The organism is Streptomyces sp. NPDC055962, from assembly GCF_042270185.1.
Taxonomy (GTDB): Bacteria; Actinomycetota; Actinomycetes; order Streptomycetales; family Streptomycetaceae; genus Streptomyces.
In genome coordinates, this window is the sequence record NZ_JBHJYN010000018.1 from 58,245 (window position 1) to 78,503 (window position 20,259).

The following is a 20,259-nucleotide window of genomic DNA, read 5'->3' on the forward strand; positions in this document are numbered from 1 at the left end:
CGTGAAGTTCAGACACGGTGGGCGATGTGATCCGCGTCGCCCGCTCCGGCGGGTTTCCCGGGACGCGCCTAAAATAGGGCCATGGAACCGCTTTCCGAGGAACAGACCGACCAACTCGTCTCGATCGTGACGGATCTGGCCAGGCAGGGGCGTACGGAAGACCTCCTGGAGTTCTTCGACCACGGCCTGCCGGTCGACGTGCAGGACGCCGGGGGCAACACGGCGCTCATGCTCGCCGCGTACCACGGGCACACGGCGACCGTGCGCGCGCTCATCGGGCGTGGCGCCGACGTCGATCTGCGCAACGGCCGGGACCAGTCGCCGGTGGCGGGGGCCCTCTTCAAGGGTGAGGACGCGATCGTGGGGGCGCTGGTCGAGGCGGGAGCCGACCTCGACGCGGGAACCCCCAGTGCGCGCGCCACGGCCGAGATGTTCGGGAGGACGGCGCTGCTGGCGTAGCGCCGACGGCACGAGGGGCCCCGGGCGACCGTGCGTCGCCCGGGGCCCCTCGCGTACGGCGGCCGGCTGGTCCTACTTGGAGGCCTTCAGGGCCTCGATCGCCTTGCGCACACCCTCGCCGTAGGCCGGGTCGGCCTGCGTGCAGTGGCTGATGTGACGCTCGACGACGGCCTGCGAGGCGCCGTCGATGGCCCGGGCGGTGTTCCCGAACAGGGCGTCCTGCTCGTCCGGGGTCATCGCCCGGAACAGGTTGCCGGGCTGCTCGAAGTAGTTGTCGTCGTCCTCGCGGTAGTCGAACCGGTCGGCGGCGGCACCGTCGAGCGCCAGGCCGGGCTCGGCGAACTGCGGCTGCTCCGCCCAACGGCCGTAGCTGTTCGGGGTGTAGCCGGGGACCGCGCCCTGGTTGCCGTCCACGCGCAGCTGGCCGTCGCGGTGGTAGGTGTTGACGTTCTTCGCGCCGCGGGGCTGGTTCACCGGGATCTGGTGGTGGTTGACACCGACGCGGTAGCGGGCGGCGTCACCGTAGGAGAACAGCCGGCCCTGCAGCATGCGGTCGGGCGAGGCGCCCACGCCGGGCACGAGGTTCGCCGGGGTGAACGCGGCCTGCTCCACGTCGGCGAAGTAGTTCTCCGGGTTGCGGTTGAGCTCGAACTCGCCGACCTCGATGAGCGGGTAGTCCTTCTTGGACCAGACCTTGGTCAGGTCGAAGGGGTGGTAGCGGTACGTCGCCGCGTCCGCCTCCGGCATGACCTGGATGAAGAAGGTCCACTTCGGGTTGTCGCCGCGCTCGATGGCGTCGAACAGGTCCGCCTGGGAGGACTCGCGGTCGTCGGCGACGACCGCCGCGGCCTCGGCGTCGGTGAGGTTCTTGATGCCCTGCTGGGTGCGGAAGTGGAACTTCACCCAGAAGCGCTCGTTGCTCTCGTTGATGAACGAGTAGGTGTGCGAGCCGAACCCGTGCATGTGGCGGTAGCCGTCCGGGATGCCTCGGTCGGACATCACGATGGTGATCTGGTGCAGGGCCTCGGGGAGGCTCGTCCAGAAGTCCCAGTTGTTCTCGGCCGAGCGCAGGTTGGTGCGCGGGTCGCGCTTGACGGCGCGGTTCAGGTCCGGGAAGTGGTGGGGGTCGCGGTGGAAGAAGACCGGCGTGTTGTTGCCGACCACGTCCCAGTTGCCCTCCTCCGTGTAGAAGCGGAGGGCGAAACCGCGGATGTCGCGCTCGGCGTCCGCCGCCCCGCGCTCACCGGCGACGGTCGAGAAGCGGGCGAAGAGCTCGGTCTCCTTGCCGACCTCGGAGAAGAGCGCGGCCCTGGAGTAACGGGTGATGTCCTGCGTCACCTTGAAGGTGCCGAAGGCGCCCGATCCCTTGGCGTGCATACGACGCTCCGGGATGACCTCACGGCTGAAGTGCGCCAGCTTCTCCAGGAACCAGACGTCCTGGAGCAGCATCGGGCCGCGCGGACCGGCGGTGACGGCGTTCTCGTTGTTCGCGACCGGCGCGCCGGCGGCAGTGGTCAGCGGCTTCGTGTTGTCAGAAATGGTTCTGCTCCTCCGTGTGAAGACTTCCGTGCACCGGCTCCGGCCCCTGAGGGGCTCGCCCGGTGGCGGCCGGGGACTGCCCTTCGTCCGGGGACCGCGCTTCGTGCCGTGCCGGTGAATTCGACAGGTCGATCCGCCGCGCCGGTCCGGCGTCGACGAGCGTCGTGAGCACGTCCTGGACGGCTCGGGCCGGGACCGCGCCGATGCGTGTGTGCACCCGGATGAGGCGGGTACGGACATCGGCGGGCGGGGCCGCGTGGACGGCCGGGAGCGCGGTGACCCGGCATCGGGTCACCCGCAACGACGCTCCGCGGAGGAGCGTCCTGGTCTCGGCTTCGATCATCCACGCAGTCAATCACTTTTCTGGAATGATTCCAATCATAGACACGTAAGAGAACTGAAGTGTGTCGTGCCGCCGACCGCCGTGTCCGATTTCCGCCAGCACGGGTGCCGGTCATGCCGCACCCTTGAGGCATGACCAGTGACGACAGCAGGTACGAGGCGGTGAGCAGCCGCGACGCCCGGTTCGACGGCGAGTTCTTCTTCGCCGTGTCCACGACGGGGATCTACTGCCGCCCCAGCTGTCCGGCCACCACGCCCAAGCGGCGGAACGTGACGTTCTTCCCCACCGCGGCCGCCGCCCAGGGAGGCGGCTTCCGTGCCTGCCGGCGCTGCCGCCCCGACGCGGTGCCCGGCTCCGCCGACTGGAACGCCCGTGCCGACCTGGTCGGCCGCGCGATGCGGCTGATCGGCGACGGAGTCGTCGACCGGGAAGGCGTCGCCGGGCTGGCCGCCCGCCTCGGATACAGCGCCCGCCAGGTGCAGCGCCAGCTGAACGCGGAGGTCGGGGCCGGACCCATCGCCCTCGCCCGCGCCCAGCGCGCCCACACCGCACGGGTCCTGCTCCAGACCACCACCCTCCAGGCCGCCGAGATCGCCTTCGCCTCGGGCTTCGCCAGCGTGCGGCAGTTCAACGACACGGTCCGGGAGATCTACGCCCTCACCCCCGGCGAGCTGCGCGCCGCCCCGCCCGGACGGTCCTCCCGCTTCGGCTCCGTCGGCACGGCCGACGGGGCCGGGGGAGTGCCGCTGAGGCTCGCCCACCGGGGACCGTACGCAGCGGACCGGATCTTCGACCACCTCGCGGCCCGTGCCCTCACCGGCATCGAGGAGATGACCGGCGAGCACGGCGGGCGCACCTACCGGCGCACCCTGCGTCTGCCGCACGGCACCGGCATCGCCGAGGTCCGCGAGCGGACCGGCGACGGCTGGCTGGAGTGCCGTCTCCACCTGGGTGACCTGCGCGACCTGACGACCGCCACCCAGCGGATGCGCCGCCTCTTCGACCTGGACGCCGACCCCCACGCCGTCGCCGAGCGCCTCGGCGCCGTACCCGCGCTCGCCCCGCTCGTCGCCCGTACACCGGGGCTGCGCGCCCCCGGAACCGCAGATGTCCACGAACTTGCCGTCCGGGCCGTCCTCGGCCAGCAGGTCTCCGTGGCCGCCGGACGCCGGCTGGGCAGCGCCCTGGTGCAGGCCCACGGCGCACCCCTCCAGGTGCCCAGCGGAACCCTCACCCGCACCTTCCCCGACGCCGGTGACCTGGCCGGGGCCGGCCTCGACGAGCTGGGCGTCCCCGCCGCGCGGCGCGACACCCTGCGCTCCGTCGCCGCCGCCCTGGCCGACGGGCGGATCGGGCTCGACCCGGGGGCCGACCGGGACCAGGCGGAGAGGGAACTCCTCGGCCTGCGGGGTGTCGGTCCCCGGACGGCCGGCTACATCCGCATGCGGGCGCTCGGCGACCCCGACGTGCTGCTCACCGGCGACGTGGCCGCCCTGGCCGGAATGCGGCACACGGGGGCGGACCCGGCTCGGTCCGGGGCATGGCGTCCCTGGCGGACGTACGCCATGCACCACTTCTGGGGCGCCGCCACGGACCGGCGCCGCGCGGTCGCGGCATGACGGTGCCGGACGCCCGCAGCCCGACGTCCGAATCCCGCCGGTCCGAGCGCGCCGGACGCCGCACGGCAGACGTATACGCAAGAGAACCGGAAGGACCGCGACCATGACGCTCTACACCACGACCGACAGCCCGCTCGGCGAACTGCTGCTGGTGGGCGAGGAGTCGCCCACCGCCACGGGCGGCACCGCCCTCGTCTCCCTCTCGGTGCCGGGCCAGAAGGGCGGCGCGACGGTCCAGGACGGCTGGACGCGGGACGCGGAGGCGTTCACCGCGATCACCGGCGAACTGCGTGCGTACTTCGCAGGGAGCAGGGACGGCTTCGACATCGAGTACGCGGCCGGCCGGGGCACCGACTTCCAGCGGCGCGTCTGGGAGGCCCTGGACGACATCCCGTACGGCACCACCCTCAGTTACGGGGAGATCGCCGCACGGATCGGCGCGTCGCGCGCGGCGGTCCGTGCGGTCGGCACCGCGATCGGAGCCAACCCGCTGCTGGTCGTGCGCCCCTGCCACCGTGTGATCGGCGCGACCGGCGCCCTCACCGGCTACGCGGGCGGCCTCGACCGCAAGCGGCAGCTGCTGGACCTGGAAAACCCCCACCGAACGGCCTGACGGCCGCCCTCCGGAGGCGCGCGAACGTACCTCCGGGACCGCGAGGAAGGCGCACCGATGCTGCCCTGCACGAAGTCACCGCCGGCCGGCGACAGGGACGGCGCCGCGTGGGGTCCGGTCCGCCCCCGGGCCTTCGCCTCCCTCCGGGGCCCCCGGCTCCCGGCGCTCGCCGGCCCCGGCGCAGCCGCGCACGGGCCGCGCGGCGCCACCGCCCGGAGCACCCGGGAGGTACGCAGCGGCCGGATCACCGCGCAGCCGCCGGGGCGGGAGGCGTCATGAGCGCCCTGATCCCGCGCCCCGCGCTGGAGGTCGCCCCCGGAGCCTGGCACGTACCCGACTGGCTCCCGCCCGCCCGGCAGCGCGACCTCGTCACGGCGTGCCGGGCCTGGGCGACCGGGCCCGTCCCCATCCGGCACACCCGGCTGCCGCGTGGCGGCGTCATGTCCGTACGGACGGTGTGCGTCGGCTGGCACTGGCAGCCCTACCGGTACACGCGCACCGCGGACGACGTGAACGGCCGGCGGGTCGCGGCGTTCCCCGACTGGATGGTGCGGCTCGGCCGTCAGGCACTCCTGGCGGCGTACGGCGACGACACGGACGCCGAGGGGTACACCCCGGACACCGCGCTGATCAACTTCTACGACGGGCAGGCCCGGATGGGCATGCACCAGGACAAGGACGAGAGGTCCTCCGCCCCTGTCGTCTCCCTCTCCATCGGCGACACCTGCGTGTTCCGCGTCGGCAACACCGAGACCCGGACGAGGCCGTACACCGACATCGAGCTCGCCTCGGGCGACCTGTTCGTCCTCGGCGGCCCCTCGCGCTTCGCCTACCACGGGGTGCCGAGGGTCCACGAGGGCACCGGCGACCCGGCCACCGGACTGAACTCCGGGCGGCTGAACATCACGATGCGGGTCACCGGTCTCTCCGACGGCCCGGCCTCCTCCCATCCGTGACGACGGCGTTGTCAGTGGGCGCCAGTAAGTTCAGTGGTGTTCCGCCGGTCGGGCGGGAACACCCCCTCAGCTGTGCATTGGAGATGGCGCGTTGTCGGATTGGGAGAGGTCGAGCACGGCCCGGGTGACACCACCCGCGAGGCCGCGCAAGCTCGCCAAGGTTCCGTTCGTCGAGCTGGCCGACGGACGCCTGCAGGGCGTGGTGTCCAGCGGCTCGGACATCGGGCGGGTCTACGTCTCGTCCGTCGCGGCCGGGACGTACGCGTTCGCCTGCAGCACCAACAACAACCGGCCCTGCGGCGGTGCGCGCGGCTCGTTCTGCAACCACATCGGAGCCCTCGTCAACGAGGCGGTCCTCCAGTACGGCGCCGGGCGAGTCGTCCGCTACCTGAAGATCGAGGTCCCGGAAGGGGACGCGGACGGAGCGGTGCTCGCCTCCGCGATGCGGAGCACCCGCCCCCAGGCGGACGCGACCAAGGCCGCCGCCTCCGTGTTCAGCAGGTTCCTGCGCCACCTGGCCTATCTCGAACACACCCCGGTCACCGTGCCGTTGCCCGAGATGCACTTCTTCCCGCCGACCAGGGCGGTGGCGTGATGCGCGCCGATCTCCTCACCGGGCCCGTCGACGGGCTGGACGAAGCACTCGCGGCCGTCGACGCCTTCGACCTGGCCCTCGTCGCCGGCCTGCTCCGTCCCCAGCCGTCCGGGACCGCCGGCCCGACGCTGCTCGCCGACGCCGTGACCGGTACACCGCTGGCCGCCAGGGTCGCCGAGGCGACGGCGAAGGCCGCCGCCGGAGCGGCGGGCGAGGACCACTTCGTGGCCCTGGCCGCCGCGCGCACCGCGCTGCTCGGCTCCGTCCACGACGCCCTGCTGGACCGTGTCGAGGAGGCCGCGGGCCGGACGCGCGGCCGGGCGGCCGCGTCGGAGGCAGGGGTCCGGCCGGAGGCCAACCTGCTGGCGGCGGCCCGTGCCTGGCTCTCCGACCTGGCGCGCTGCGGGTGGCAGGGGATCGACCACGAGGTGGTGTCCGGGGCGGCGGAGGTCGTCACCGCGATGCTGCCCGACCCGTCCCTGCGCCGGCTCGCCTCCCTCCTCGACGGCTTCGCCGCGGAACTCGCCGCGTCCTGCCCCGGCTCGTCCATGGAGCGCCTCCCGGTGCGCCGCTGGGCCGACCTCTGGTCGCGGGGGATGCTGCTGACGGTGCCCGGCGCCGCCGCGACGCCGGTCACCGGGACCGCCGACGGACGGCTGCTCCCCCTCGGCATCGACGTACAGGAGCACGCGACCGCCGCACAGGCACAGGTGCACGCGGTGTTCGAGCCCGCGGACGGATCACCGTCCCGCCTCGTGCGCGCCAGCGTGTCGGTGCCGAAACCCGACACCGTCGTCGGAGCCGGGATCTGGCAGCTGATGCGCCCGCACATGTCGCTCCTCGCGGCCGCGGGCGAGGGCCGTTCGATGGACCTGACCGGTATGCCCGTCACCGCCGAGGGCGACCTCGTCTGGAGCGACGAGCACGCCCGCCCCGGAGAGCCCGCCGAGGTCTTCGCCACGGCCCGTGTGGCCCTGCCCACCGCGACCGCCCCGGCGACGGCGCCCCTGGACCGGCACCCGGCGCGCATCGCCGTACCCGTCTTCCTCGAGGGCTACACCGCCCGCACGGACGACGACGGCGTGCTGACCTTCACCGTCGCCGGGGTCGACCTGCGCGTCGACACCGACCGCATACCGGCCGCCGGGCCGCTCACTCCCGGGACGGTGGCCGGGTCCGGCGCCTGTGTGGCCCTGATCCGCTGGGACGCGGGGGAGTTCGCCGTACAGCCGCTGGCCGTCGAGACCACGGTGCGGAAGAAGGTCACCTCGGTGCACGCGGGCGCGTGGGCCGGGGGGACGGCCGACAAGGCAGGGGTGAGGGCCGAGAAAGCCGCCACCGACGCCGCGAAGGTGCTGAGCGAGCGTGCGGGAAGGCTGCTGCGGAAATGACCGGACAGCCGGACCCCGGGGTGACCGGGGACAGCGCGCACGACAACCGCCGCCAGGTCATGTACTGGCGCCTGCTCGCCCAGCTCTTCGACCCCGAGGAGCACGCGGCCCTGGAGTCGGCGAGCCTCGCCGTGGTCAAGGACATCGGCCTGCCGGCCGCACTGCTGGACCCGCGCGCCTCCGTCGACTCGGTGGTGCAGCGCCACCCCGGGCTCGCCTCCGAGTTCGAGGACCTCATGGTGCCGACGGCGGAGACGGAAGACGACTCCGACGGCGACACGGACACCGGCACCACCACTGACACGGTCGGCGACCCGGAGGTGGACGGCGACAGCCGTGACCGGGCCGCCGAGGTGCGGCGTGCCGCGCTCGTGTCGAAGGTGCTGCTCAACGTCTTCCACTCGCCGCCCGGCGCCGTCTCCGCGGGCCGGCTGTCCCGGTGGCAGTCCGACGCGGGCTGGCTGGAGCGTGCGCTCGGCTGCAAGCCGGGCGAGCTGCGCGGCGGGCGATCCGGAGGCAGGGCCGCCGCTCCGACCGGCACGGGCGGCGGCGGCAGGACGCCTGACCTGAGCCGTCTGATCCCCGAGATCGGTCCGGAACTCGGCTCCATCGAGGCAGGACTCGTCAAGCGCATGCGGTTGCGCGAAGTCCTCGCCGACCCCCACCTCGCCCAGCAGCTGACGCCGAGCATGTCCCTGATCGAACAACTGCTGCGCGACAAGGACAACCTGTCCGGTGTCGCCCTGGCCAACGCCAAAGCACTGATCCGGCGCTTCGTCGACGAGGTCGCCGAGGTGCTCCGCACCCAGGTGGAGAAGTCGACCGTCGGCGCCCTGGACCGTTCGGTGCCGCCCAAGAGGGTGTTCCGCAACCTGGACCTGGACCGCACGATCTGGAAGAACCTCACCAACTGGAGCCCCGAGGAGGAACGGCTCTACGTCGACCGCCTCTTCTACCGCCACACGGCGCGCAGGACGACACCGCAGAGGCTGATCGTGGTCGTCGACCAGTCCGGCTCGATGGTGGACTCGATGGTCAACTGCACCATCCTGGCCTCGATCTTCGCGGGCCTGCCCAAGGTGGACGTCCACCTCATCGCGTACGACACCCAGGCGCTCGACCTCACCCCATGGGTGCACGACCCGTTCGAGACCCTGCTGAGGACCAACCTCGGCGGCGGCACCGACGGCACCGTCGCCATGGCGCTCGCCCAGCCCAAGATCGCCGAACCCCGCAACACCGTCGTGGTCTGGATCTCCGACTTCTACGAATGGCAGACCGAGCCGCTGTTCGAGAGCATGGCCGCCATCCACCGCTCCGGAGCCAAGTTCATCCCCGTCGGATCGGTGACCAGTTCCGGCCGCGCCAGCGTGAACCCGTGGTTCCGGGAACGCTTCAAGGACCAGGGGACGCCGGTGCTCTCCGGCCACATACGCAAGCTCGTCCACGAGCTCAAGACCTTCCTCACCTGAGGCCTTCGCGGCCCGGTGCAGCCGAACCCGAAATCTTAGAAAGGCACACACATGTCCGACCTGTTGCGCGCGCCCGCCGAGATCAAGTACGCCGATGAGCTGGACTGGCTGGAGTCGGTCGACGACGGCCCCAAGCCCTTCTCCTGGCGGCTCTCGCCCAAGATGGTCCGCCTGTTCATCCTGGGATCCGAGCGCTCCGACGGCCTCGACCGCGAGATCTCCCAGAAGTGGTACGGCGACCGCAGCTTCGTCGAGCGGTCCATCGTCACCCTGGCGTCCGACCGCGGGCTGCTGCTCATCGGCGATCCGGGCACGGGCAAGAGCTGGCTGGCCGAGCTGCTCTCGGCGGCCATCTCCCGCAACTCCACCCTCGTGGTGCAGGGCACGGCCGGCACCACCGAGGACCACATCAAGTACTCCTGGAACGTGTCCATGGTGATCTCCAAGGGGCAGTCGCGGGAGTCGATGATCCCCTCACCGATCATGACCGCGATGGAGACCGGGGCGATCGGCCGCTTCGAGGAGCTCACCCGCTCCACCAGCGACGTCCAGGACGCGCTGATCTCGATCCTGTCGGAGAAGTACATCTCCGTCCCCGAGATGGACAGCGACAACATCGTCTTCGCCAAGCCGGGGTTCTCCGTCATCGCCACGGCCAACAGCCGCGACCGCGGCGTCAACGACCTGTCGTCCGCGCTCAAGCGCCGCTTCAACTTCGTCCGCATCCCGGTGGTGACGAACAAGAAGAGCGAGGCGGAGATCGTCCGCTTCCGCACCGAGGAGCTGCTGCGCCGCCACCGGATCGAGCTGGACGTGCCGCCGACCCTGCTCGACGTGCTGCTGCAGAGCTTCGCCGACCTGCGTGCCTCCTCCGCCGCGGCGGGCAGCGACGACGAGAAGCTGGAGTCCGCGCTGTCGAGCGCCGAGCAGATCGGCGTACTGGAGGACGCGATCCTGCACAGCAACTTCTTCGGCGAACGCGAACTGACCGCCCGCACCCTCGCCTCCTCACTCGTCGGCTCGCTGGCCCGGCGCGAACCCGAGGACCTGGCCATCCTCAACAAGTACCTGCACGGCATCGTCGAACCCCGCAGCAAGGAACAGGGCGGCTCCTGGCCGGAGTTCCTGGAGGGCGGCCGCGACGCGATCGCCACCCTGTCGTGAGCGCCCCCGGCGAAGGGACGCCCTTCGAGGCGCTCCGAGGACAACTGCAGGCGGCCGCGACAGAGTTCGCCGACGGTCCGGACGCACTCCAGGGCATTCTCCTGGGCATCGTCGACGACGTGGACCGCGCCGTGCGCGAGCCGCTGGAGATCTTCCCCGTCTGTCACCACTCGCCCGCCTCGGCGGTCGCGATGGCACGGCGGCTGCGGGAGAAGCAGCCGAAGGTCGTGTACCTGGAGCTGTGCGAGGACATGGCGCCGCTCCTGCCGGAGCTGAGGAACTGCCGGCTGCCGGTGGCCGTCCAGGCGTTCGCGAGCGAGGTCAGGGGCTTCCCCGCGGAGTGGGCACCGCTCTCGGTGATCGCCCCGATCACGGAGGCGTCGGCCGAGTACCAGGCCATCGCCTACGCGCTGGACACCCCGGGTGTCGAACTGGTCCTCGTCGACCGGTCCTCGGACCACGTGTTCCAGTGGCAGGCCGGGGCGTCCGAGCCCGCCGGCGCGGACGCCCCGGACGCACCGCCCGCGGAGGATGAGGCGGCGCTGCACGGCGACGCGGTGGGGGTGGAGATCGGTGACCTCCGTCCCCGGTTCGCCGAGCTGGAGGAGCACCTCCTGCACCACGGCCGCGTGCGGCACTGGTCGGAGTGGTGGCACCAGTACGTCGAGCTGCCGCTCGGCGACAGCGACCACGACACCTACCGTCAGGTCATGCTCCTGATCGGCAGCCTCTTCCGCCGTCTGGCGCCCGGGGACACCGACCGCGTACGGGTGGACGAGGACCGGGAGCGCCACATGTGGACCCGGATGCGCGAGCACCTGGCCGCGACGGGCACCGACCCCGAGGACTGCCTCTACGTCTGCGGCGCGTTCCACGCGTCCAGCCGTGTCGAGGAGTTCGGCGTGCACGGCAGCGACACCTTCGAGATCAGCCCGCCGAGCGGGAGCACCTGGCAGCACGGCCTGATCCCGTCGAGCCACACGGCGATCGAGGCGCAGTTCGGCCTCGCCGCCGGGTCCGTGTCGATCGCAGCCACCCAATGGGCGAAGAACCTCAAGCGCACCCGGGTGCAGCCGTTCCGTCTCACGGGTCAGGCAGGCACCAGGAAGGCGGCGAAGCCTCGCAGGACGGCTGCCGCAGCCGTCCCCGTGGCGCCGGAGGCTCCCTCCGACAAGCTGTCCGGCTTCCTGAAGAGCCCGCCCGCCCTCGACCGGCTGGACGAGGCGGAGCTCCTCGGCTGGTCGGTGGAGATCGTGCGCTCCGCCCGCAGGAACGGCTATCTCGCCTCCACCGCCGACGCCATCGCCGTGTTCGAGACATCGATCCTGCTGGCCGGCATGCGCGACCGGGCCAGGCCGACCCCGTACGACTTCCAGGACGCGGCGGTCACCTGCATCGAGAAGGAGACCGTGCCGGGCAGGCGGGACGTACGCCGTCTCGTCGAGATCCTCATGGGTGGCGACCGGATCGGCCAGGTCGGCTACGACGCGCTGCCGCCCCTCGCCCGCGACGTGCACGACCGCCTCGCCCCGCTGAACCTCAAGCTCCAGCAGCGCGGTGTGCAACGGGCCCTGCTGGACATGACGTCCCAGCCGGAACTGCGGCAGTGCTCCGACGTCCTCTGGATGCTGCGTCACCTCATGCCGCACGGCGCCGCACGGCCGATCATGGGCGAACGGGAGCTGGGCAAGCAGTCGGTCCAGGAGTCCTGGGACCTCGCCCTCGGCACCCACCAGCGAGCGCTGATCGAACTCGGTTACGAGGGCGTCAGCATCGAGCAGGTGCTGGAGCAGCGCCTGCGCCGCGCCGCGTACGCCCCGGACGCCACCACGGCGCAGGTCCTGGCCGCGGTCGAGGACGCCGTGCTGCACCTGCGCAGCGGCCGTCTCGCGGACGAGCTGGGCACGCGCGCCCTGGAGGTGCTGGCCACCGAGCGCAGTGTCGACGGTGCCCCGGAGGTGCTGCGCAGGGTGCGCCGGCTCCTGGCGTACTACCGGATCACCCGGCCGGTGCTGCCGTCGTGGATCGAGTCCTTCGCCAAGACGGGATACGCGCACTACTGCACGCTCCTGCCGACAGCGTTCACCGACGAGGACGCGACCGTCCGCCAGGTCGCCGCGATGCTGGGCTTCCTCTTCAGCATGGAGAGCCTGGCGCTCTCGCTCGGCTGCGACCGGACCCAGCTGGACCTCGCCTTCGCGCAGTCGCACCCGCGGGAGCCGTCCAGGACGGCGCTGCTCTGGGCGGCCCAGGTGCAGCTCGGGCAGCTCTCCCGCGCCGAGTTGCGGGAGCGGTGCGACGCACTGCTGGACAACCCCCTGGTGGTGCCGGCCTATCCGCGCTACCTCAGCGGTTTCCTGCACGCCCTGGAACCCGTGCCGCAGCTGGCCGGCTTCGTCGTCGAAGCGGTGTCGAAGGCGTTCGCACGGCTGCCCGACCCGGTGCTGCTGCCCTGGCTGCCCACCCTGATCACCACTCTGCGGGCGGAGGGCGCCGACCTCACCCCGCTGCTCGTACGCGAGGCCGGCCGCGTCTTCCCCGGGCGCCTCGCGGCTCTGGACGCCTGGGTCCCGCCGTGGGAGGCCGCCCCGGAGACGGCGGCCGCCGCTCCGGCGGCGACCGGGGGCGCCGCGGCCGGCCGTGCCGCGCTGCTCGCCGCCCACCCGGAGACGTGCGACAGCCTGGCCGAGCTGCTGGGGTGCGAAGGCACCTGGGCTGCGGAGGCCCAGGAGCCCTCGGGTGCGGTGCTCGTCGGCCGTCACCCGGAGACGGCGGCGGCGCTGGAGGCGCTGCTGACGGGAGTCTGACGACCGGGGAAGCGGCGGCGGGCCCTGAGGGCACCTGCCGCCGCTTCCCCGGTCGAAGGTCGAAGCCGGTGGATGTCAGAGGCGTCGGGTGGGAGCCCGTACGCCACGGCGACCGGCGGCCTGAAGCCTGACAGCGCTTCGCCGAGGGCCACCACCACGAAGTGCCTGTGAGCCTGCCTGCCTGTGGGTCTGGGCACCGTGAGGGAGGTGGCACGCCCTGCGGGCCCTGCGCCGGGAGAGCGTCCCGGTGCTGGACCCCGAGGCCGGTCCGGCGGAGCTCGCTCAGGACATCTCCGAGATCGGCTAACTGACGAGCCTTCAGCCGCACACCTGACGGCGCGTCGGCCCTTCCCGCACCCGGCCTGTTCCAGGTGCCGCCGAGTCCGCGTCCGCCGTCCGTCGTGTCCCGCGATCGCAGAGGTCGTTGACCCCTGCGTGAGTGGCACCGGGAGTGGATACCCGTCGGATCTGACGGATGAGCAGTGGGTCCTGGTCGAGCCGTTGCTGCCGGCGGCGAGGGGCGGCCCGAAGGGCGGGCGGCGGGAGAAGCACCCGCGCCGACGTATCGTGAACGCGCTTCTCTACGTGGCGCGGACGGGGTGCGCATGGCGCCGGCTGCCCAAGTCCTTCCCGCCCTGGCCCACCGTGTACTGGTACTTCACCTGGTGGCACGAGAACGGCACCGTCGAGCGGATCCACGACACCGTGCGGGGCCGCGTCCGTACGGCCGACGGCCCGGACGCGGAGCCGGACAGCCGTCCGGCCGGGTCCCGGTCCGGCCGTTCCGGCGACGCGGTTCCGTAGGCGGCCGGGTCCTCGACACCGGCCGGAGGGTGACGCGTGACCCCAGGGCCGGGTCGAGCGCCCTGACCATGGCCGGCGGGGACAGCTCGTGGTCCGGTACCGGCGGGCGGCGGCCGTGTCCTGTCGGGAGCGCCCCGGGAGGGTTGCGGCAGGATGACCGCATGACGACACGGCCCCACATCGTCCTCGTACGCGGAGACATCACCGAACAGCGCGCCGACGCCCTGGTCAACGCCGCCAACTCCTCCCTCCTCGGAGGCGGCGGGGTGGACGGCGCGATCCATCGGCGGGGCGGGCCCGAGATCCTCGCCGCCTGCCGCGCCCTGCGGGCCTCGCACCACGGCAAGGGACTCGCCACCGGGCAGGCGGTGGCGACGACGGCCGGACGGCTGCACGCGGAGCACGTCATCCACACGGTGGGACCGGTCTGGTCGCGCGACGAGGACCGTTCCGCGCTGCTGGCTTCCTGCTACCGGGAGTCCCTGCGGCTCGCCTCGGAACTGGGCGCCCGCACGGTCGCCTTCCCAGCGATCTCGACGGGCGTCTACGGCTGGCCGCTGGACGACGGGGCCCGGATCGCCGTCCGCACGGTGCGGGAAGCGGCCCTTCCCCCGGTGGCCGAGGTGCGCTTCGTGCTCTTCGGCGAGGAGGCGTACGCACGCTTCGAAGAGGCGCTGACCGACTGAGACGGATCCACCGCGGGCGGCATCGTGCGAGCGGCACACGGTCGGGCGTCCGCTGTCCGTCCGCGCGGAACACGGTCGGGCGCCCACCGTCCGTCCGCGCCCCACCGGGGCGGCCCGTTCACCTCCGTCTGACACCATCGGGCCGTGGACTATCCGAACGACCAGGCACCTGGCGCACCGATCCGCTCCGGCATCCCGGAGCACGGCCGCATCCCGAAGTACTACGCCGTCAAGGCGCAGGTGTCGGTCCTCCTGGACGAGTTGGGCGAGGGCGGACTGCTGCCCACCGAGCGGGACCTGGCGCTGCGCTACGAGGTCTCGCGCGAAACCGTGCGGCAGGCCCTGCGCGAACTGCTGCTGGAGGGCCGGCTGCGCCGGCAGGGGCGCGGCACCGTGGTGGCCGGCCCGAAGCTCGAACAGCCTCTCTCGCTGGCCAGCTACACCGAGGGTGTCCGCCGCCAGGGCCGCACGCCCGGCCGTCATCTCATCGGGCTCGAACAGTTCCCCTGCCCCGGCGCCCTGGCCGCCGAGATCGAGGTGCCGCGTGGCGAGCCCGTGTGGCACATGGAGCGCGTCCTGCTCGCCGACGAGGAGCGGGTCGGCCTGGAGAGCACGTACGTCACCGTCGCCCGTGTCCCGCGCCTCGATGTGGAGTTCGACCCCGATTCCTCCTTCTACACCTACCTGAGCGAGCGGCTCGGCGTCTCCTTCGGTGACGCCGACGAACGCATCGAGACCGTGCTCGCGACCCCGCGCGAGGCGCTGCTGATCGGGACGCCGCCCGCGCTTCCGATGCTCCTGCTGCACCGCTCCTCGCGCGATTCGCGGGGGCGTTCGCTGGAGCGAGTGCGGACCCTCTTCCGTGGCGACCGGTTCTCCTTCACGGCCCGGCTGGGACGCCAGGACTGACGTCCTGTTCCGGCCGGGACGCCCGGACCGACGTCCTCGTCCGGCCGGGACGCCAGGACTGACGCCCCGGTCCGGCGGGGTGACGGGGTGGACGCCCCCGTTTCATCACGACAAGATAACGGGTCTAGTCCAAGCTTGACGTCCAGTTCACCGTTCCGTCGCCGTACGGTCCCGTGCGCGCCATCCGCCGCGAGGAGCGTTGCCGTCGTGAGAGTCATCGTCGTAGGAGCCGGCGTGGTGGGAACCATGCACGCCTGGCATGCAGTGAAGCGCGGCCACGAGGTCGTACAGATCGAGCGGGAGAGCGAGGCGCGCGGGGCATCCCTCCGCAATTTCGGACAGATCTGGGTGAGCGGCCGGGCGGCCGGCGAGGAGCTGGAGACCGCACTGCGGGCCCGGGAGCTGTGGGCGTCCATCGGTGAGCTGGTGCCGGACCTCGGATTCCGGCCCTGCGGATCGCTCACCCCGCTCCGCACCGGGCTGGAACTCGCCGTGGCGGAGGCGGCCGTGGCGAGGCCCGACGCGGCGGCCCGCGGCTACAAGCTGCTCACCGCAGATGAGGCACGGGCCGTGAACCCCGCCCTGCGAGGCGCCTTCGAGGCGGCCCTGTGGTGCGAGCGGGATGCGGCCGTCGAGCCGCGTACCGCCCAGCTCGCCCTGAAGCGGGCGCTGCTGGCGTCGGGGAAGTACACCTACCTCGGCGGGCGGGAGGTCCGCGAGGTGACGGGCACCGCCTCCGTGCGCGACGACCACGGCGACGTCCACACCGGTGACACGGTCGTCCTCGCCACGGGCGCCTGGCTGGGCGGCCTCGTCCGCGAGCTGGCCGGCCCCGGCCTGCCGGTACGCCGCGTCCGTCTGCAGATGATGCAGACGGACCCGCTCGGCGAGCCGCTCACCACCTCGGTGGCCGACCCCGACAGCTTCCGCTACTACCCTGCCTACGCCGGAGGCGCACTCGACGCCTTCGACTCCGGACAGCCGCAGGCGCCGACCGCCGCCGCCCACCGGATGCAGCTGCTCATGGTGCAGCGCCGCGACGGCGGACTCACCATCGGCGACACCCACGAGTACGAGCACCCCTTCGCCTTCGACACCGTCGAGGAGCCGTACGAGCACCTCACCGGTGTCGTCGAGTCCTTCCTCGGCCGTCCCCTGCCGCGCGTACGCCGCAGGTGGGCCGGGGTCTACGCCCAGTGCACCGACACCAGCCGCGTCGTCCACCGCCAGCAGGTGCGCGAGGGCGTCTGGCTGGTCACCGGGCCCGGCGGGCGCGGGATGACCTGCTCGCCCGCCATCGCCGAATCGACCGCAGACGAACTGGGCTGGTGACACCCGTGACATCGACGCACAACGACAGGCTGGACCTCGTCGTCCTGGACATGGCCGGCACGACGGTCGCCGACGGCGGGCTCGTGGAGGAGGCGTTCTCCGCCGCTGCCGAACACCTCGGCGTACGCCCCGGATCGGCCGAGCACGCGGCCCAGCTCGCCTACGTACGCGCCACCATGGGCGAGTCGAAGATATCCGTCTTCCGGCACCTGTTCGGCGACGAGGAGAAGGCCCGGCGTGCCAACGGGGCCTTCGAGGAGGCGTACGGAGCGCTCGTCGACGGAGGCCGCATCGCCGCGCTGCCCGGAGCGCGTGAGGCCGTGGAGCGCCTCACCGCCGAGGGCCGTACGGTCGTGCTGACCACCGGGTTCGCCCGGACCACCCAGGACGCGATCCTGCGTGCCCTGGGATGGCAGGACCTCGTCCCGCTGACGCTCTGCCCCGCCGACGCGGGCGGCCGTGGCCGCCCCTACCCGGACATGGTCCTCGCGGCCTTCCTGCGCACCGGCGCGGTGGACGACGTGCGGCGGATCGCCGTGGCGGGGGACACCTCGTACGACATGCTCAGCGGCGTACGGTCCGGGGCCGGGATCGTCGCGGGCGTCCTCACCGGCGCCCACGACAAGGACCAGCTGGCCCGCAACGGCGCCACGCACGTCCTCGGCTCGGTGGCGGAACTGCCGGACCTCGTCGCCCGGGCCGAAGCATGAGCGGCCCCAAGACCTCCGGTATCCGCTTCGACGGGGTCACGGTCGCCTACGACGGCAACGTCGTCCTGGACCGGCTCGACCTCACCGTCGAACCCGGTGAGGTCATGGCTCTCCTGGGCCCCTCGGGCTCCGGGAAGACCACCGCCCTGCGCGCCGTCGCCGGGTTCGTACGGCCCGCCGCCGGGCGTGTGTTCCTCGGCGACCGCGAGGTGACCGCGCTGCCCCCGCACCGCCGGGGCATCGGCATGGTCGTCCAGCAGTACGCGCTCTTCCCGCACATGCGGGTCCGGGAGAACGTCGCCTTCGGGCTGCGGGCCCGCAAGGCCGCCAGGGCCGAGATCGCGGACCGGGTCGCCGAGGCCCTCGAACTCGTCGGCATGGCGGCCTACGCCGACCGCCACCCCCGGGAGCTCTCCGGAGGCCAGCAGCAGCGCGTCGCCATCGCCCGCGCGCTCGCCATCCGCCCCTCGGTGCTGCTGCTCGACGAGCCGCTCTCCGCGCTGGACGCCCGGCTCCGGTCCGGGATGCTCGCCGAACTCGCGCGTCTGCACCGCGAACTGCCGGACGTCTCCATCCTCTACGTCACGCACGACCAGGTCGAGGCGCTCACCCTGGCCGACCGGATCGCCGTCATGGACCGTGCACGGCTCCAGGACTGCGGCACCCCGCAGGAGCTCTACCGGCGCCCGCGCACCGAGTTCACCGCTTCCTTCGTCGGCAACGCCAACCTGCTGCCGGTCACGGCCGGGCCCCTGCCCGGCAGCGCCGACTTCGCCGGCCGGCCCCTCACCGTCGCCGCCGGCGACGCCGTGGCCGGAGCGGCGGCGACCCTCTGTGTGCGGCCCCACCTGGTCGGCCTCGGCTCCGGTCCCAACGCCCTCACCGGCACGCTCACCGAGGTCCAGTGGCGAGGCTCCACCCACCGGCTGTACGTCGACATCGGCGGCCACCGTGTGAAGGCGGACGTGCGGGAACTGCGGGAGGCGCCGGCCATCGGGGACGAGGTCACCCTGCACTTCGCCGCGGAGGACGCGTTCCTGCTGCCCGCGGGGACAGGAGGGGCTCCGGCCGTCCCCGCCGCAGCCGGACCGGCACGGGCCTCCGGAGGCTCCGATGCCTAGCGCCTCCGCGATCCGCCACAGGTCCGACGTGCCGACGGGACCGTCCTCACCCCAGGACACCGGCGCCCCCGTGCCCGCCGGGACACCACCGGTCCAGGACGGTGCCGCGTTCGGCCGGCGCCTGTCCGTCTCCCTCCGGGTCCTGCCGCCCGTCGTCGTCATGGCCCTCGCCTTCGTCTACCCGCTGGCCCTCGTCGTCCAGCAGTCGTTCACCCCCGACGAGGGCGGCGCCTCCCTCGCCCCCTACTCCGAGGTCTTCGCCTCCGAGTCCTTCCGGTCGGCGCTCGCCACGACCGTCTGGCTCGCCCTGGGTTCCACCGCGGGCTGCCTCGTCCTCGGCTTCGTACTGGCCCTGGTCATCGCCTTCGTGCCGTTCCCCGGGGCGAAGGCGGTGGCCAGGTTCATCGACGTCTTCCTCTCCTTCCCGTCCTTCCTGATCACGCTCGCCCTGCTGTTCGTCTACGGCACGGCCGGCATGGCCAACGGCATCTGGACGGGGGCCACCGGAGCGTCCGACGGGCCCTTCCACTTCCTCACCACGCCCTGGGGCGTCCTGCTCGCCGAGATCACCTACTTCACCCCGTTCGTGATGCGCCCCCTGCTCGCCGCCTTCTCACAGATCGACACCGCGCAGCTGGAGGCGGCGTCCTCGCTCGGCGCACGTCCGGCCCGCATCGTGCGCCGGCTGATCCTGCCCGAGGCGCTCCCGGCGCTCGCGGCGGGCGGCAGCCTGGTCCTGGTGATGTGCCTGAACGAATTCGGGATCGTGCTGTTCACCGGAGCGAAGGGCGTCACGACTCTGCCGATGCTCGTCTACAGCAAGGCCATCCTGGAGTCGGACTACCCGGCGGCCTGCGTCGTCGCCGTGGTCAACGTCGTGATCTCCGTCGGCCTCTACGGCGTCTACCGGGGGGTGAGCCGTCGTGCTGGTGCATAGCCGTGCCGGGAGGTGGGCCGCGTGCGCCCTCTTCCTCGTGCTCTTCGTCCCGCTGTTCGCGGTGCCCCTGGCCGTCGTCGTCGCCGCGTCGTTCGCCACGAACTGGTCCGGTGCGTTCCCCTCCGGTCCCACCGGAGTGCACTACACCGCGGCCACGGATGCCGACTCCCTCCAGGCCCTGGGGACCAGTCTGACGACCGCGCTGGCGGCGAGCCTGATCGCTCTCACGCTCGGGACCTGGGCGGCCCTCGCCGCCGCCTCCCTGCGCAGCCGCGGGAAGCGGTTCCTGGACGCGCTCTTCGTGCTCCCGGTCGCCGTTCCGTCCGTCGTCGTCGGCCTGTCGGTGCTGGTCGCCTTCAGCCGGCCGCCCGTCCTGCTCAACGGGACGCGGTGGATCGTGATCCTCGCGCACACCGTTCTCGTCACCGCGTTTGCCTACCAGTCGGTTTCGGCCGCCCTCGTGCGTCTCGACCCGGTGTACGAACAGGCGGCGGCCGGACTCGGTGCCCGCCCGGCCTACGTGCTGTGGCGGATCAGGCTCCCGCTGCTGCTGCCGTCGCTCACCGCGGCGGCCGGACTCTGCTTCGCCCTGTCCATGGGTGAGCTGAGCGCCACGATGATGCTCTACCCGCCCGACTGGACCCCGCTCCCGGTGCGGATCTTCGCCGCCACCGACCGCGGCTCGCTCTTCACCGGTGCGGCGGTCGCCGTGGTCCTCATGACGACGACGCTCCTCGTCCTGCTGGGCGTCTCCCGCATCCGGACCAGGGCCTCCTACCGCTGATCCGCCGGCATCCCCCGT

18 protein-coding genes and 1 pseudogene are annotated in these 20,259 nt (G+C 72.5%); 17 read left to right on the forward strand and 2 right to left on the reverse strand.

The features are described 5' to 3' along the window. Positions 1 to 81 precede the first annotated feature (81 nt). Positions 82 to 459 (forward strand): ankyrin repeat domain-containing protein, encoded by a 378-nt coding sequence (locus ACFC51_RS33285; protein ID WP_376367656.1) that lies wholly within the window; start codon positions 82 to 84, stop codon positions 457 to 459. A 72-nt stretch (positions 460 to 531) separates the two neighbouring features. On the opposite strand, the gene ACFC51_RS33290 is transcribed toward ACFC51_RS33285, so the two are convergent. Then, complete coding sequence (locus ACFC51_RS33290) at positions 532 to 1,998, reverse strand: catalase (RefSeq protein WP_376367680.1); 1,467 nt, start codon at positions 1,996 to 1,998, stop codon at positions 532 to 534. After that, positions 1,991 to 2,341, reverse strand: coding sequence for a transcriptional repressor (locus ACFC51_RS33295; protein WP_376532501.1), 351 nt, complete (start codon positions 2,339 to 2,341; stop codon positions 1,991 to 1,993). Before ACFC51_RS33295 ends, ACFC51_RS33290 begins: the two co-directional genes overlap by 8 nt. 131 nt (positions 2,342 to 2,472) lie before the next feature. Here ACFC51_RS33295 and ACFC51_RS33300 point away from each other — a divergent pair, with 131 nt between their 5' ends. From ACFC51_RS33300 to ACFC51_RS33375, 16 genes and pseudogenes are all read left to right on the forward strand, one after another. Beyond that, positions 2,473 to 3,960 carry an AlkA N-terminal domain-containing protein gene (locus tag ACFC51_RS33300; RefSeq protein ID WP_376367660.1) on the forward strand — a complete coding sequence of 496 codons (1,488 nt, stop codon included), beginning with the start codon at positions 2,473 to 2,475 and terminating at the stop codon, positions 3,958 to 3,960. Between the two features lie 103 nt (positions 3,961 to 4,063). Continuing rightward, positions 4,064 to 4,573, forward strand: coding sequence for a methylated-DNA--[protein]-cysteine S-methyltransferase (locus ACFC51_RS33305; protein ID WP_376367661.1), 510 nt, complete (start codon positions 4,064 to 4,066; stop codon positions 4,571 to 4,573). Between the two features lie 275 nt (positions 4,574 to 4,848). Further along, positions 4,849 to 5,529, forward strand: a complete 681-nt coding sequence (locus ACFC51_RS33310; protein ID WP_376367663.1) for an alpha-ketoglutarate-dependent dioxygenase AlkB — start codon at positions 4,849 to 4,851, stop codon at positions 5,527 to 5,529. A 91-nt stretch (positions 5,530 to 5,620) separates the two neighbouring features. Next, a complete protein-coding gene (locus tag ACFC51_RS33315; protein ID WP_376367665.1) occupies positions 5,621 to 6,124 on the forward strand; it encodes a hypothetical protein in 504 nt (167 codons plus the stop codon). After that, positions 6,124 to 7,515 (forward strand): hypothetical protein, encoded by a 1,392-nt coding sequence (locus tag ACFC51_RS33320; RefSeq protein ID WP_376532503.1) that lies wholly within the window; start codon positions 6,124 to 6,126, stop codon positions 7,513 to 7,515. Before ACFC51_RS33315 ends, ACFC51_RS33320 begins: the two co-directional genes overlap by 1 nt. Beyond that, a complete protein-coding gene (locus tag ACFC51_RS33325; RefSeq protein WP_376532505.1) occupies positions 7,512 to 8,987 on the forward strand; it encodes a VWA domain-containing protein in 1,476 nt (491 codons plus the stop codon). Before ACFC51_RS33320 ends, ACFC51_RS33325 begins: the two co-directional genes overlap by 4 nt. A 51-nt stretch (positions 8,988 to 9,038) precedes the next feature. Next, positions 9,039 to 10,151 carry an AAA family ATPase gene (locus tag ACFC51_RS33330; protein WP_376367671.1) on the forward strand — a complete coding sequence of 371 codons (1,113 nt, stop codon included), beginning with the start codon at positions 9,039 to 9,041 and terminating at the stop codon, positions 10,149 to 10,151. Then, positions 10,148 to 12,958, forward strand: a complete 2,811-nt coding sequence (locus ACFC51_RS33335) for a hypothetical protein (protein WP_376532507.1) — start codon at positions 10,148 to 10,150, stop codon at positions 12,956 to 12,958. Before ACFC51_RS33330 ends, ACFC51_RS33335 begins: the two co-directional genes overlap by 4 nt. Positions 12,959 to 13,393: 435 nt before the next feature. Continuing rightward, positions 13,394 to 13,607, forward strand: a pseudogene (locus tag ACFC51_RS33340) (transposase); the annotation flags it as partial. 316 nt (positions 13,608 to 13,923) lie between these two features. Continuing rightward, complete coding sequence (locus ACFC51_RS33345) at positions 13,924 to 14,448, forward strand: O-acetyl-ADP-ribose deacetylase (RefSeq protein ID WP_376380841.1); 525 nt, start codon at positions 13,924 to 13,926, stop codon at positions 14,446 to 14,448. A 144-nt stretch (positions 14,449 to 14,592) separates the two neighbouring features. Continuing rightward, positions 14,593 to 15,357: a GntR family transcriptional regulator gene (locus ACFC51_RS33350; RefSeq protein WP_376380838.1), complete on the forward strand. Its 765-nt coding sequence runs from the start codon at positions 14,593 to 14,595 to the stop codon at positions 15,355 to 15,357. A 207-nt stretch (positions 15,358 to 15,564) separates the two neighbouring features. Continuing rightward, positions 15,565 to 16,689: a TIGR03364 family FAD-dependent oxidoreductase gene (locus ACFC51_RS33355; protein WP_376532509.1), complete on the forward strand. Its 1,125-nt coding sequence runs from the start codon at positions 15,565 to 15,567 to the stop codon at positions 16,687 to 16,689. A gap of 5 nt (positions 16,690 to 16,694) precedes the next feature. Continuing rightward, the gene (locus tag ACFC51_RS33360; RefSeq protein WP_376532511.1) at positions 16,695 to 17,399 is read left to right on the forward strand and encodes a phosphonatase-like hydrolase; all 705 of its coding nucleotides are present in this window, start codon (positions 16,695 to 16,697) and stop codon (positions 17,397 to 17,399) included. Beyond that, the gene (locus tag ACFC51_RS33365; RefSeq protein WP_376380829.1) at positions 17,396 to 18,520 is read left to right on the forward strand and encodes an ABC transporter ATP-binding protein; all 1,125 of its coding nucleotides are present in this window, start codon (positions 17,396 to 17,398) and stop codon (positions 18,518 to 18,520) included. Before ACFC51_RS33360 ends, ACFC51_RS33365 begins: the two co-directional genes overlap by 4 nt. After that, complete coding sequence (locus ACFC51_RS33370; protein WP_376532513.1) at positions 18,513 to 19,457, forward strand: 2-aminoethylphosphonate ABC transporter permease subunit; 945 nt, start codon at positions 18,513 to 18,515, stop codon at positions 19,455 to 19,457. Before ACFC51_RS33365 ends, ACFC51_RS33370 begins: the two co-directional genes overlap by 8 nt. After that, positions 19,444 to 20,241, forward strand: coding sequence for an ABC transporter permease (locus tag ACFC51_RS33375; protein ID WP_376380826.1), 798 nt, complete (start codon positions 19,444 to 19,446; stop codon positions 20,239 to 20,241). Before ACFC51_RS33370 ends, ACFC51_RS33375 begins: the two co-directional genes overlap by 14 nt. Positions 20,242 to 20,259 lie beyond the last annotated feature (18 nt).

Excerpts from the sequence above, each read along its gene's own strand:
- ACFC51_RS33285 (WP_376367656.1), top strand. The coding sequence starts at position 82 with ATGGAACCGCTTTCCGAGGAACAGACCGACCAACTCGTCTCGATCGTG.
- ACFC51_RS33295 (WP_376532501.1), bottom strand. The coding sequence starts at position 2,341 with ATGATCGAAGCCGAGACCAGGACGCTCCTCCGCGGAGCGTCGTTGCGG.
- ACFC51_RS33300 (WP_376367660.1), top strand. The coding sequence starts at position 2,473 with ATGACCAGTGACGACAGCAGGTACGAGGCGGTGAGCAGCCGCGACGCC.
- ACFC51_RS33305 (WP_376367661.1), top strand. The coding sequence starts at position 4,064 with ATGACGCTCTACACCACGACCGACAGCCCGCTCGGCGAACTGCTGCTG.
- ACFC51_RS33310 (WP_376367663.1), top strand. The coding sequence starts at position 4,849 with ATGAGCGCCCTGATCCCGCGCCCCGCGCTGGAGGTCGCCCCCGGAGCC.
- ACFC51_RS33320 (WP_376532503.1), top strand. The coding sequence starts at position 6,124 with ATGCGCGCCGATCTCCTCACCGGGCCCGTCGACGGGCTGGACGAAGCA.
- ACFC51_RS33325 (WP_376532505.1), top strand. The coding sequence starts at position 7,512 with ATGACCGGACAGCCGGACCCCGGGGTGACCGGGGACAGCGCGCACGAC.
- ACFC51_RS33330 (WP_376367671.1), top strand. The coding sequence starts at position 9,039 with ATGTCCGACCTGTTGCGCGCGCCCGCCGAGATCAAGTACGCCGATGAG.
- ACFC51_RS33345 (WP_376380841.1), top strand. The coding sequence starts at position 13,924 with ATGACGACACGGCCCCACATCGTCCTCGTACGCGGAGACATCACCGAA.
- ACFC51_RS33365 (WP_376380829.1), top strand. The coding sequence starts at position 17,396 with ATGAGCGGCCCCAAGACCTCCGGTATCCGCTTCGACGGGGTCACGGTC.
- ACFC51_RS33370 (WP_376532513.1), top strand. The coding sequence starts at position 18,513 with ATGCCTAGCGCCTCCGCGATCCGCCACAGGTCCGACGTGCCGACGGGA.